The organism is Pseudomaricurvus sp. ABR4_320, assembly GCF_056159445.1.
In genome coordinates this window covers 277,548-291,380 of record NZ_JBSWVF010000001.1, presented here as the reverse complement: position 1 = coordinate 291,380, position 13,833 = coordinate 277,548, and the positions used below count along the sequence as shown (strand labels likewise).

The window sequence follows — 13,833 nt, the reverse complement described above, 5'->3', positions numbered from 1 at the left end:
TGTTGCTATAGACTGAGCGTCTTGGTGATCCGTCTACTTAATTGCTCTGCGGATAGCGCTTTCCTCTTGATATTGATTCTACAACATGTCACTCTCATAAAAATAATATGTCAGACAAAATAATGGCCAAATATGAGGTGTTGAATTGACGGAGATCGAGGTTGCCACTGGCATTGGCTCTGCTGACAAGTTTGCCTCTTCAGTAGACCCCAATAATGAAAATGAACCTGCAGTGATTTGGCATGGCCAAGCGATACTTGGAGAAGGGCCTGTTTGGGATCCCCGAGACCAGCACCTTTGGTTCGTTGATATTAAGAAATCCCGTGTGTACACGTTGGATCCGATTTCAGGTCAATCACAGTATTGGGTTGCCCCCGCTCAAATTGGCTGGGTGTTGCCTGCGGCGCGCGGTGGATTTTTAGCGGGCGTTCAAGGTGGCTTGTATCACTTCCAGCCTGAACTTGATCAATTCACCCTTATTACGCCCGTAGAGGCTGCGCTTCCGAAGAATCGCTTGAACGATGCCACCATCTCGCCGGATGGAAGGGTATGGTTTGGGACCATGGACGACGCCTGCAAGGTAAATTCGGGGAGTGTGTATTTATGGCATGAGAGACGGTTGCTCAGGACAGCCATTCCCAAAGTAGCTGTTACCAATGGCCCTGGTATCTCACCTGATGGCAAGACGCTCTATCACGTGGACTCGAAAGAAGGGATCGTTATGGCCATTCAGATCGGCGCAAGCGGACTGACGTACACCTCTTGCAAAGAATTCATTCGCTTAGATCCAGAAGAGGGGAGTCCCGATGGTGTCATCGTAGACTCCTTAGGCAACCTTTGGTTGGGCGTGTGGGGCGGTTTCTGTGCGCGCCAATACGACCCCACTGGGAAGCTGCTCAGACAAGTGGACTTGCCCGTGGCAAATGTGACGAAAGTGGCATTAGGCGGTCCGGAACTGCGAACAGCATTTGTAACAACGGCGCGCACCGATCTCAGCCCGCATCAACTTGACGCACAACCTCTTGCTGGTGACATATTTTCATTTGAAGTCGACGTCCCTGGGCAGTCACTTCCTTTAGTTGCTTTTTAACAATAACAATATTGTTGGACTATGTATTTTCAATCACTCGACTATGCCGTTGTGGCTATTTATGCCTTTGTCCTTTTAGGTCTGGCGCTTTGGGTTTCCCGAGAAGATGAGGGGCAGGAAAAAGATACCAGCGATTATTTTTTGGCTGGCCGCGCTTTGCCTTGGTGGGCAATTGGGGCTTCGCTCATTGCGGCCAACATTTCAGCAGAGCAAATTATCGGTATGTCTGGATCTGCCTATGTTCTCGGCATTGCCATAGGTGCGTATGAGTGGATGGCAGCACTGATATTAATTTTGGTTGGCAAATTTGTTTTGCCGGTCTTTCTTAAGCACAAAATTTACACGATGCCTCAATTTCTGGAGGAACGCTACGATCATCGCGTGCGTATGGTCATGGCGAGTTTCTGGCTCGCCGTATACGTCTTCGTTAATTTGACATCCATACTCTGGCTGGGTGCATTGGCCGTCAACACCGTCACGGGGGTTGATTTGGTTTGGGGCATGCTAGGGTTAGGCGCGTTTGCCGCAGCCTATTCACTTTACGGTGGCTTAAAAGCGGTGGCGTTGACAGATATCATTCAAGTTGTGCTCCTCGTACTCGGTGGCGTTTTAATTGCTTATATTAGTTTAAATGACGTATCCGATGGGCAAGGTGTCATTGCAGGTTTTCGTTTGTTGCTGGAAAAGGCGCCAGAAAAATTCGATTTGATTTTTACGAAGGACAGTCCGCACTACGCATTGCTTCCCGGAGTTTCTGTTCTTTTTGGGGGCATGTGGATAATGAATCTGTCCTACTGGGGTTTTAACCAATACATCATCCAAAGAGCATTGGCGGCAAAAAGTGCACGCGAAGCCCAAAAAGGGATAGTGTTTGCAGCCTTTCTCAAGATGCTTATGCCATTGATCATCGTACTTCCTGGTGTCGCAGCGGTGGTGCTCGCGCCAAATTTAGAAACACCAGATAAGGTGTATCCCACTATTATGCGTTTACTGCCCTCGGGAATCATGGGCCTCGTATTCGCAGCTCTGATCGCGGCCGTCGTGTCATCTCTCGCATCAATGATGAACTCAATTTCTACGATTTTCACAATAGACTTGTATCGGCAGTGGGGCGATAAGGAAAAGTCTCAAACGCATTTAGTTCGCGTCGGACGTTTTACCAGTTTCTTTTCCTTACTCATTGCGCTTATCGTGGCGAAGCCTCTTCTTGGTCAATTTGATCAAGCATTTCAATATATTCAAGAATTTACCGGCTTATTTACACCGGGTGTCGTTGCATTGTTTTTGATGGGAATTTTCTGGAAGCGAACCACCGCTAACGCGGGGCTCGCAGCTGCGATTGGCTCTGCGGTGTTATCGATTGGCTTTAAAGTATTTTGGCCTGAGCTTCCATTCCTTGACAGGGTAGGGCTTGTGTTTCTGGCGTGTATCGCTGTTGGTATCCTCGTTTCTTATATGCAAAAGATTGAATCCCACCCTAATGCGATTTCCTACGCTGATGTCGATATATCAACCAGTTCGAGCTTCAATCTCGCCGCGGTCGTCATTGTCATTATTTTGGCCGCGCTTTATATAACCTGGTGGTGAGAAAATTCGTGGAATTAACTGAAGTATTTATCGAGATCAACGGGATTAGGGGTTAACTCTTATGGAAAAAACCAATGAGTTCCACCTTCGCAGCCAAGCGTGGTTCGATAATCCAGAAAATGCCGACATGACGGCGCTTTATATTGAGCGTTATATGAACTTTGGCTTATCGCTTGAGGAACTCCAGAATGGTAAGCCCATTATCGGCATTGCGCAAACCGGTAGCGACCTCAGCCCGTGCAATCGACACCATATTGTTTTGGCTGAACGTGTTCGAGAGGGTATTCGCGAGGCCGGGGGGATTGCGATTGAATTTCCGGTGCATCCGATTCAAGAAACGGGAAAAAGACCTACAGCAGGCTTAGATCGAAACCTCGCTTATTTAGGCCTTGTTGAAGCGCTTTACGGTTACCCGCTTGATGCCGTGGTGCTGACGATCGGTTGTGATAAAACAACGCCGGCCGCGCTCATGGCAGCAGCAACCGTGAATATTCCGGCCATCGCGCTGTCGGTTGGACCTATGCTAAACGGCTATTATCAGGGGGAACCTACAGGCTCCGGCACGATCATTTGGAAGGCGCGCGAGATGCTTGCCGCGGGCGAAATCGACTACAAGGGATTCATCAAGTTAGTGGCTTCTTCAGCGCCATCCACGGGCTACTGCAATACGATGGGGACAGCGACCACGATGAATTCGTTAGCCGAAGCTCTGGGTATGTCGTTGCCCGGATCCGCCGCGATACCGGCTCCCTATCGCGACAGGCAGGAGGTGGCGTATTTAACGGGCAAGCGCGTTGTTGAAATGGTTTTTGAAGACCTAAAGCCGTCTGATATTTTAACCAGGCAGGCTTTCATCAATGCAATCAGAGTAAACTCCGCAATTGGCGGCTCAACAAACGCCCCCATTCACCTTGCCGCAATCGCCCGTCATATTGGTGTCGATCTGCCAATAACCGATTGGGAAACCTATGGGCACAGCGTTCCTTTATTGGTTAATTTACAGCCTGCTGGTGAGTATTTGGGCGAAGACTACTACCGCGCCGGTGGCGTGCCTGCGGTCATTAACGAATTAATGAAGCACCAGCTCATTGAGGTTGACGCTGTTACTGCGAATGGCAGGACCATCGGAGAGAATTGTGGCGCCACGGAAATTGAAGATCCCAACGTTATTCGCCCATTCAATCAACCGCTTAAACAGGATGCAGGTTTTATAGTTCTGTCTGGAAATCTCTTCGATGCAGCGATTATGAAAACAAGTGTCATTTCCGAAGAGTTCCGTACACGGTATTTAAGTAATCCATCTGACCCAGACGCCTTTGAAGGCGTCGCCCTAGTGTTTGATGGCCCAGAAGATTACCATCATCGCATCGATGATCCGGCGTTAGGAATCACAGCCAATACGTTGCTATTTATTCGAGGGGCAGGGCCGATTGGATATCCGGGAGCCGCAGAAGTGGTCAATATGAGGCCACCGGTATACCTACTGGCTGACGGCGTGCGTTCATTGCCGTGTATTGGCGATGGCCGCCAATCCGGTACCAGTGGTAGCCCTTCGATTCTAAATGCGTCTCCGGAAGCGGCTGCTTTGGGCGGACTGGCGGTGTTGCAGTCGGGCGATAAGGTACGGATCGATCTTAGAAAGCGTACCGCCAATATGCTTGTCGCAGAAAATGAGCTCGCACAACGCTTACAAAATCTCACGTCTTCGGGAGGTTATCTTTATCCTCCCAGTCAGACGCCTTGGCAAGAGATACAACGCTCGCTCGTGGGTCAGTTGGATCGGGGTGCCATTTTGGAAGGTTCGGAGAAATTTCAACGCATTGCTCAATCAAAAGGACTTCCCCGGGACAGTCACTAGGCGTCGTTCGTCATTGAATCGTGGGGCGCCAGATGTTCAATTGGGCGACGCATTCAAAACGGTTTGGGTATCTTTTTCGGCAAGCTGTATCAATGCAATCGCCGCCTCGCGCGCGCCATGGGCGTTACCGTCGGCGATCGCTCGGTACAGATCGCGATGCTCTTGAATTGGATCCCGCATTTTATTAGGGCTGCGGGCTTTAAAAAAGGTCGTCCATCGAACAGCGGCTCCAATTGTCGCTGACAAGTTGATCAGCAGTAGGTTGTCGCTAGCGTCCAAAATCGTCGCATGAAATTGTTGATCAGCCTCTTGTCCGGCGGTCGTGTTTAACGTTTTATCGGCCATAACTTCGATGGCATGTCCCATGGTGGACAATTGCTGAGCTGTACGTTTTCGAGCAGCGATTTCCGCCGCAGCGGGTTCTATGATCATTCTAAGCTCGAATAGGTTTTGTACGAATTCTGGACTTGGAACACTATCAAACATCCAGCCGAGCAATTCCGGGTCTAAGATGCTCCAAAAGTCTCGCTTTTGAACTCGTGTACCGGCTTTACGCTTGCTTTCGATCAGTCCCTTGGCGGACAGCTTTCGCAACGCTTCTCGAATGACGCTGCGCGATACTCCCCATTCTTCAGAGAGCTCAATTTCTCCTGGCAGAAGAGTCCCTGGTGCTCTTTTTCCGGTCACAATGTCCGTGCCTAATTTTTTAGCCACTTTTAAGTGAGAATGCTCAACCTTTTTAGGCGCTGCTTTTGTCTGGGGCACCGAAACCTCGTGTAAACCTAATGAAATATGGAAGGGCACGCGTATCAACTGGAAAATTCTACATACTTCCTTGATTTAGCCGCAACTTAGACTTACCAATTATCGCACAATAGTGTCTGTTTCTCATTGAATTAGTGGCGAAAATACGTCAGAAAAGACACTGAAGAAGTGCGATAACAAAGGGTATTTATAGCATTCTCCTCTGCGATAGGGAATTCTTAAGAAACTGCGAAATTCATTATCTTCACAGCCGCTTTCTAAAGGATTTTTGCTCATTCAATAGGTTGCGGAATAAACGACCACTCTCCATCAATATCTCCGTTATAGAGGGCGCCACTATACCTCATAATAAACTATTCACTTTGCCTACCAGGTGGGCACTAGTGTCATTGTGCTATGATCGCCAGCTCTGGCAGTGTGGTGCAAAAGATGTAAACATCGGAAAGTTAACCGTTTGAAATTTCAGTAAGAAGGGAAGCGACTATGTTTGAACACGTTGGAGATCGAAAAAATCGAGGGTGTTCAAAACTCTGTGTCAGCCACTAGCATCACAAGCTGATGTATTTCTCCAGTCGATCCGGGAAGTGGATTGTAAGCTGCGACAGCGTCAGGTTCCAATTCTGAATCGGATGTGTCCATCGCTCAGTGACTTTGAGTATACCGGCGTATAGCAGCTTCAGTAAGCTGTTTTCATTGGGGAAGCCGCCCTTGGTTTTCGTGAGCTTGCGAAACTGGCGGTGAACCGCTTCAACCGCATTGGTGGTGTAGATCGCTTTCTGCACGTAGTCCGGATACTTAAAGTAAGCCGAGAGTGTCGGCCACTTACTGCGCCAGGATTGAATCACCATCGGATATTTGTCGCCCCACTTGGCTTCCAGATCATCAAGAGCGATTTCTGCCGCATTGAGCGTTGCCGCCTTGTAAACGCATTTTAAATCACTCATAAACGCTTTCTGATTTTTCGAGGCGACATACTTCATGGAGTTGCGTATCTGGTGAATGATACAGTGCTGAATCTCGGTATTCGGATAGATACTTTCGATGGCTTCCGGAAACCCCTTCAAACCATCGACACAGGCGATCAGGATGTCTTTTACGCCCCGATTATTCAGATCGGTCAAGACAGCCAGCCAATGGTGAGCGCCTTCCTGATCCGATAAATACAGGCCCAAAAGCTCTTTCTTACCGTCGATGTTGAGACCGAGAAGGGTGTAAATGGCCTTGCTCACATAGCGGCCGTTCTCTTTGATTTTATAATGGATGGCGTCCAACCAGACGATCGGATAAATCGGCTCAAGATCCCGTTCTCGCCACGCCTGTAATTCTGGAACCAGCTTGTCGGTAACGGCGTTGATGGTACCATTAGAAAGCTCAATACCGTAGAGATCAGCGATGTGGCCACGGATGTCCTGATAGCTGTTGCCCAAGGCGAATAACGCCAGAATTTTACGTTCCAGTTCATCCGTCAGGTGTGTCTGGTGCTTTTGACCAGCTGGGGCTCAAAGGTCCCAGAGCGATCTCTTGGTGTGTCCAGTTCAAAGCTGCCCGTAGGGCTTTTCATGGTCTTGGAAGAAGTACCATTTTTGCGATTGGGTAGTTCTTCGTTGGACAAGTGGTCATTCAGCTCAGCCTTCATCGCGGCTTCCGTGAGCTGTTTGATCAGGGGCGTAAGGATGCCGTCTTTGCCGGTGAGGTCTTTGCCTTCACGCAGGGCATTTAAGGCAGCTTCCATATCGAAAGTAGGTTTGGTCATAAGTCATCTCTTTTGGTCTCATTATAAAGAAATGACACAGAATTCTGAACACTACCAAAAAATCTATTGTCCGTGTTGTGGATATTCTTAACAGTGAACTATATCTATTGCGACGTCTTCTCGTTGCACCTTGCAGATACACTGAATCAACTTATTACTGGTGATGCGGGTGGATTTCAAATCACCGAAGAATTCCTTCTCTACTTTTCATTCGTCATGGAAATTCCAATGGCCATGATTGTGCTGTCTAGGATATTGGTCTTTCGCGTGAACAAGTATGCTAATGTCCTAGCAGCGTTCATTTCAGGCTCGATCCAAGCTTGGACCGTCTCAATGGGTGGCACGCTACACTATATGTTTTTCAGTGTAATCGAAATCAGCACAGCAATAGCTATTATATATTTGGCCATAACCTGGAAAGACGAAAAGCTCTTATAGGTGCGAATTTGCGTCATAGGCGCTGAATACGCTTATGGCCTTATTCGCTGTGGTACAACGTTGGATTATTGAAGATCTAAGATGAAAAATAAAATCGCGATAGTAACCGGTGGTTCTCGAGGAATTGGAGCGGAAACCTGCAAGCTGCTTGCAGAGAATGGCTATTCAATCTGTATCAACTATTTAAACGACGATTCTTCAGCCCACAAAATTCGAGATGAGGTTCGTTCTCTTGGAGCAATGTGCATACTGGTAAAGGCAGATGTATCCGACGCGAGTGAGGTTTTACGATTATTTGAAACCGTTGACCGGGAATTAGGTAGTGTGTCGCTCTTAGTCAATAACGCAGGGATACTGATGCAACAATGTCGTCTCGATGAGATATCTGTAGAGCGATTTTCGAAGGTGATTCAAGTCAACCTTATGAGTTGTTTCTATTGCAGTAAGGAAGCGGTCAAGCGAATGTCGACTCGCTACGGTGGCCCGGGCGGTGTTATCGTAAATGTCTCGTCGGGCGCATCGAAGAGTGGATCCCCAAACGAGTATGTGGATTATGCTGCGTCGAAGGGTGCAATCGATACTCTAACGCGAGGGCTCGCTTTGGAAGTCGCAACGGAGGGCATTCGAGTTAATTGCGTTCGACCTGGTTTGATCTACACAGAGATGCATGCCTCAGGTGGTGAACCAGAACGAGTGGATCGCCTAAAAAATAAGATCCCTTTGCAGCGCGGTGGCAGGCCTGTCGAGGTGGCGGAAGCGATCATTTGGCTAGCGTCTGACAAATCGTCTTTTGTAACGGGTAGTTTTATTGATCCGGCAGGTGGGCTGTAGTAATTAATAAAACTGTCCATTTCACATTGGGTTCAATGCTTGATTCTGCACTAAAGGGTTTAAGGTTAAAGGATTTGAGTTTTAGCTTTGCCGAATTTACCCCGGATCATACATAAAACGGAGTGATATAGCAGGTGACAAGAAAAGGACGTCTTCTTAAATACGCCATCATACTCACAGCACTGTTGCTGTTTGCCGTTGCGCTTTCTCTCTGGCTTCCTTTAAATACTGCACCATTGGTCGGTGTTAAACACGATTTTGCCATCACCCATGTCAATATCCTAAACACCATTGACGGTTCTGTGAAGGAGGACATGACCGTTTTGGTGAAGGATGGGCGTATCACGTCAATTGCGTCCAGCAGCCAGCTTAGTATTCCGCCCGGTTTCCATGTGATCGCTGGGAAGGGTAAGTACCTTCTTCCTGGTCTCTGGGATATGCATACCCACAGTCTAAAAATCTCGCCGCAATTGCATCATCCGCTGTTTATCCGCTACGGCGTAACGTCGATTCGGGATATGTCTGGCTGTTTGGATCAAGACGACAGCTACTGGGCGTGTCCTGTAGACAGAGAGCAGTGGAATACCCAGTCCATTGCAGGGGAGCTCGTATCACCACGCTACTCATTACAAAGCAGTTATCAAACCAATGGTGGTGGAGAGGTTCCCGATAGCTTTCCTGAGTTTTTCCGTGTGCAATCCTATGAAGACGCAAAGCGGCTCGCTGAATTCTATGCCGCTCAGGGCGTTGACTTTATTAAGGCTTACACAGAGCTCACGTCGGAACAATTCCGTTATTTATCGGAAGCTGCAGCGCAGCACCAGCTTGATATCGCCGGTCATAAGCCGTTGACGGTGTCGTTAGAACAGGCGCTTGCAGCGGGGATGTCCAGTATCGAGCACGGCCGGCTGTTTATGTTCGAATGTTACAAAGGTATGGAAGAATTTAGAGCATTAGAAGATCCCATCTCTCACTATAATGCTCAGTTTATTCGAGAGCTGTTGGCAGACCAAGATGAGGATGCTTGCCGCGAGAAAATGGCGGACATGGCGGCATCAGACACCCATTGGGTTCCTACATTAACTACCTTGCAGATGAGTGCGAAAGCAATCGATAAGTCGTTTCGGTAAGATACGCGCTTGCGGTACATTCCCAATATCGTTAGAACATTGTTGTGGGAGCAGGACATCGAGCGAGCTGCGACAAAAGGTTATGATCAACACGGCAACTTCGTCCATGCGGATTTCTTTACGGCAGCATCCGAACACGTGAAACTGTCGGCTTCTTCTGGTGTAACAGTGTTGGCAGGAACGGATAACATTGATACCTATGTATTTACCGGTTCGAGCCTGCACGATGAGTTGGCGATGCTGGTCGATGCGGGATTAACACCACTGGCCGCCATTCAATCGGCGACCATCAATGCCGCCAAATTTGCCAAGATGGAAGATGATTTCGGAAGTGTCGAATTCAACAAGCAGGCAGATCTGCTCTTACTCAATAGCAACCCGTTTCTGAATATCGCTTATACCACCAACATCTTCGGAGTCATGGTTGCCGGGCATTATTTTGACCAAGACGCGTTGGAGGCGTTAGATCGCTTCGCAATTGATTCTGCGAAAAGTATACGAGTCAATATGCGCTATCTCTACAATCTTTTGGCGAGTCCTTTGATGCGTGTTCAATTGGTTGATTGACAAACGTTAAAATACTGCTGCCTATTCTTTGAGGGCGATCTATGGTTCAGATATCAACTTTTTTGTTGATCGTTTAAATGATCTCAATGGATGTCGCGTTATTCTTGATAGCATGATTACTCCTTAAAAGAGTGTGGCTAATAATGGATAATGATCAAATGTTGTTGTATCGACTATCAAGAAGACGGTTACTACAGGCGGCTGCCGCGACCATTGTTCCTACCGGCTGTACAGAGATTGATCATTCTCAGCAAGCTGTCGGTACGTTGCAGACCGAATCCCTTTCGGTAGAGGCGCCGTTTGACATGCCGGTTATTCGTATTCCGGATTTTTCCAAGGTTAGAGTCTTCGATATTCGGGACTATGGCGCCCAACCTCATGATCTGTCAGCTAATTCGGCAGCAATCGAGCAAGCCATCGGATTGGCGAGCCAAGCGGGAGGCGGGCGCGTTTTAATTCCTTCAGGTGAATGGTCCTGTGGGAAAATACATTTAAAAAGCAATGTCAATTTACACTTAGACGATGATGCAACCTTGCTGTTTTCCGAAAATCCGAATGATTATTTGCCCGCCGTCATGACGACCTGGGAAGGGTTGGAATGTTACAACTACTCACCATTAATTTACGCCTTTGAATGTAAGAACATTGCGATAACAGGCAAGGGTAAGTTACAGGCAAAGCTGGATGTTTGGCGGATTTGGTATGAGCGTACTCAAGAGCATTTAGACGCGATCGCAGCTTTGTATCATATGGCATCGAAAGATGTAGCCGTAGTAGAGCGGGTAATGACCTATGAAGGCGCAAATTTACGCCCGCATTTTGTACAATTTAATCGATGCCGCCATGTACTGATCGAAGACGTTAGCATCGAAAATAGCCCGTTTTGGGTTCTACACCCTTATCTAACGGAAGAGGTCGTCATTCGTCGCGTGAATGTGAAAGCCCATGGACATAACAATGATGGTGTCGATCCGGAAATGACACAATCCATGTTGGTTGAGAACTGCGTTTTCGACCAAGGCGATGATGCCATTGCTGTAAAATCAGGTCGCAATCAGGACGCGTGGCGGCTCAATACACCCTGTAAAAATATCGTCGTTCGCAATTGTCGTATCAAGCAAGCCCATCAATTGCTGGCCATTGGTAGCGAGCTTTCGGGCGGTATTGAAAATGTGTTTGTACATAATTGCCAATTTGACGATGGCACGGCTTATGAGGGCACCGGAAATCTTGTTTTTATAAAAACCAACGAGCGCAGAGGGGGCTTCGTTCGGAATATTTGGGTGAAAGATATTACGGCGAAAACCATCGGTGGTGGCGCGCTGGACATTGCGACGGATGTTCTCTACCAATGGCGAGATTTGGTGCCAACCTACGAGCGTCGGCTTACAGAGATCGAACATGTTTATCTCAGTAATTTCCTCATTGATCAGGCAAACTATCTCTGCAAGATTTCGGGCGACGCTGAACTGCCTGTTAAATCCGTGGCTCTTTCAAATATTAAGGTCAAGATTACCGTTGAAAACCCGGTCCAAAACAGCAACGTTGTTGATTTCACGATGGCGTAAGGGCATTCTGGGCGCGGTCATTCACTCGCCCTCGTCATTTCTTCTTCCGCGATGCCTTTAATCAACGACTATGAAAATCAGTGCTTGAGGTACATTCAAGCTGAAATGCAGCAAGATATCGCTCATGATATCAATCATGTCTTGCGAGTCGTGAAGACCGCAAAGGCCCTAAGTATAGCAGAAGCTGCACAGCTTGAGGTTGTGTTGCCTGCGGCTTACTTACACGACTGTTTTTCGCTGCCTAAAAATCATCCCGAAAGAAAGATCAGCTCTCAATTGGCAGCAGAGAAGGCGACGTCATTCTTGGCGTCTATCAAATATCCAGAGGAGTTCCTACCCGCGATTCATCATGCGATCCATGCCCACAGTTTCAGTGCCAAGGTAAATGCAGAGACGCTGGAGGCAAAAATTGTACAGGACGCAGACCGGCTCGATGCTTTAGGTGCAATCGGTATCGCACGTTGCATTCAGGTGAGCGCTCAACTGGGCATGGATTTTTACCAATGGGAGGATCCGTTTTGTACTACTCGTGCACCTAACGATCAGCGCTATGCCATTGACCACTTTTATGCCAAGTTACTGAAGTTATCAGAAACCATGAATACAGCACCTGCGAAAGCGGAAGCAGAGAGAAGAACAAGGTTTATGAGGTTATATTTGGAGCAGCTAGGTACAGAAACCTAATATTTGATCTGCGAAAAATGCTTCCGCTTTCGACGTTCTAGCGTTAAACATAATGTAAATAACTGATTTTAAAAGCCACTCATTCATAACGGCCACTCAGTTTTAATCTGTCGTAATTTCTTAACAAAAACAGTGTATTGTCAATCTGGGGCATAACAACAGTTCGCTTTCGATGTCACAGATATTTTCTAGTCACGAAAACTCTCTTTCCATCACTCGAAACATATTGGCAGTTAATGAATCTATAACTGTGAATAGTTGGTAGTTAAGGTTCTATTGTCTTGCTAGCGTATAACGCTAGAAGATCAGCTCGATAGACTTTTTCCTAACTCAGACGTTTCTTAGCCTTTATGAGGTGTCGAACATGCGTATCGCGGCTTTCAACGTAGAAAATCTGTTTGACCGTATTAAAGCTTTTAATGATGAGGGCTCTGACGCTTATAAAGAGGTGTTGGATGCTCATGCAGCGTTAAATACACTGTTTGAAAAAGAAACCTACAGCGACTCCGATAAAGCGAGAATGCTCGCGCTTATGGACGATCTCGGGATTTTGAATCGGGACGAGGGAGCCAATGTTTGGTTGCGAAAAATTCGCGGAAAAATCGTTGTTCGTCCAAGAAGCGGCCCCGTGCGAATAGAGGCCAATGGCCGTGCTGATTGGGTCGGTTGGTTAGAATTAAAGACTGAGCCGGTCGATGAAATGGCCATTACCATGACAGCTCGTGTCATTAAGGATATGAATGCAGATATCCTGGCATTGGTTGAGATTGAAAGTCGGCCAGTTCTTACGGAGTTTCACGACTTCATCTATGCCAGACTCTCGGATGAACGTTACAAACAAATGATGGTGATCGACGGGAATGATCGGCGTGGCATTGATGTGGGGATTATGGCTAAAGAAGGCTTTTCTATTCCGTCAATGCGCAGTCACGTCGATGAAGTTCTAGACGATGGTAAGTCGGTATTTTCACGGGATTGTCCGGAGTACATACTCCAAACACCTGGTGGTGAGACGATTGCCGTGTTGCCAAATCATTTCAAATCGAAATATGGCGGCAATGACCAGTCCTCAAAGGACAAACGAGCTGCTCAGGCCCGCTTCACGGCCCAGTACTATGAGCGTTTGCTGTCAGAAGGCATAGACAACATCATTGTACTCGGCGATTTAAACGACACGCCAGACAGTGAGGAGTTGCAGCCTCTCCTGAATACTTCCCTAGAGGAGGTGACCAAGCATCCAGCATTTACTGAATTCGAATTTAACGCATCAACGGATGATCGCGGGATAGGTACCTTTGGCACCGGTGCGGATAGTAAGAAAATTGACTACATCCTGCTGTCACCCGCCTTGTGGGACAAGGTACAAAAGGGCGGCATCTTCCGTAAGGGCGTCTATACAGCGTCGAATCGCTGGGAAATGTACGACGACCTCACAGAGCCCCATTTCGCTGCTTCTGATCATCACGGGATATGGGTTGATCTCGATCTAACCTAACTCAAACGTTCGAAAATCTACAAAAGCCAGAGTCGGCTGAATTCCTCAGCCACTTCTACAGGGAGAA

General features: G+C 47.6%; 11 protein-coding genes and 1 pseudogene. 10 read left to right on the top strand and 2 right to left on the bottom strand.

What is annotated here, in order from left to right:
- The first annotated feature begins 145 nt into the window (after positions 1-145).
- From ACXAFR_RS01210 to ACXAFR_RS01200, 3 genes are all read left to right on the top strand, one after another.
- Entirely contained in the window at positions 146-1,090 is a 945-nt protein-coding gene (locus ACXAFR_RS01210; RefSeq protein ID WP_475170982.1) for an SMP-30/gluconolactonase/LRE family protein, read from the top strand.
- Positions 1,091-1,111: 21 nt separating this feature from the next.
- Positions 1,112-2,677: a sodium/sugar symporter gene (locus tag ACXAFR_RS01205; protein WP_475170980.1), complete on the top strand. Its 1,566-nt coding sequence runs from the start codon at positions 1,112-1,114 to the stop codon at positions 2,675-2,677.
- A gap of 61 nt (positions 2,678-2,738) precedes the next feature.
- On the top strand, positions 2,739-4,535 hold the full coding sequence (locus ACXAFR_RS01200) for an IlvD/Edd family dehydratase (protein WP_475170978.1): 1,797 nt from the start codon (positions 2,739-2,741) through the stop codon (positions 4,533-4,535).
- A 36-nt stretch (positions 4,536-4,571) separates the two neighbouring features.
- Here ACXAFR_RS01200 and ACXAFR_RS01195 read toward each other — a convergent pair whose 3' ends face one another.
- A complete protein-coding gene (locus ACXAFR_RS01195) occupies positions 4,572-5,300 on the bottom strand; it encodes a FadR/GntR family transcriptional regulator (RefSeq protein WP_475170976.1) in 729 nt (242 codons plus the stop codon).
- A gap of 548 nt (positions 5,301-5,848) precedes the next feature.
- Positions 5,849-7,053 (bottom strand): annotated as a pseudogene (locus ACXAFR_RS01190) (IS256 family transposase).
- 66 nt (positions 7,054-7,119) lie between these two features.
- Here ACXAFR_RS01190 and ACXAFR_RS01185 point away from each other — a divergent pair.
- The 7 genes from ACXAFR_RS01185 to ACXAFR_RS01155 all read left to right on the top strand — a co-directional run bounded on the left by ACXAFR_RS01185 (position 7,120) and on the right by ACXAFR_RS01155 (position 13,766).
- The gene (locus tag ACXAFR_RS01185) at positions 7,120-7,491 is read left to right on the top strand and encodes a DUF6326 family protein (protein ID WP_475170974.1); all 372 of its coding nucleotides are present in this window, start codon (positions 7,120-7,122) and stop codon (positions 7,489-7,491) included.
- 81 nt (positions 7,492-7,572) lie between these two features.
- Positions 7,573-8,322 (top strand): SDR family oxidoreductase, encoded by a 750-nt coding sequence (locus ACXAFR_RS01180; protein WP_475170972.1) that lies wholly within the window; start codon positions 7,573-7,575, stop codon positions 8,320-8,322.
- A gap of 134 nt (positions 8,323-8,456) precedes the next feature.
- Positions 8,457-9,452 (top strand): amidohydrolase family protein, encoded by a 996-nt coding sequence (locus ACXAFR_RS01175; protein ID WP_475170969.1) that lies wholly within the window; start codon positions 8,457-8,459, stop codon positions 9,450-9,452.
- Between the two features lie 9 nt (positions 9,453-9,461).
- The gene (locus ACXAFR_RS01170) at positions 9,462-10,019 is read left to right on the top strand and encodes an amidohydrolase family protein (protein ID WP_475170968.1); all 558 of its coding nucleotides are present in this window, start codon (positions 9,462-9,464) and stop codon (positions 10,017-10,019) included.
- A 143-nt stretch (positions 10,020-10,162) separates the two neighbouring features.
- Entirely contained in the window at positions 10,163-11,587 is a 1,425-nt protein-coding gene (locus ACXAFR_RS01165) for a glycoside hydrolase family 28 protein (protein WP_475170967.1), read from the top strand.
- Between the two features lie 105 nt (positions 11,588-11,692).
- The gene (locus ACXAFR_RS01160) at positions 11,693-12,271 is read left to right on the top strand and encodes an HD domain-containing protein (protein ID WP_475170965.1); all 579 of its coding nucleotides are present in this window, start codon (positions 11,693-11,695) and stop codon (positions 12,269-12,271) included.
- Between the two features lie 364 nt (positions 12,272-12,635).
- On the top strand, positions 12,636-13,766 hold the full coding sequence (locus ACXAFR_RS01155) for an endonuclease/exonuclease/phosphatase family protein (RefSeq protein ID WP_475170964.1): 1,131 nt from the start codon (positions 12,636-12,638) through the stop codon (positions 13,764-13,766).
- Positions 13,767-13,833 lie beyond the last annotated feature (67 nt).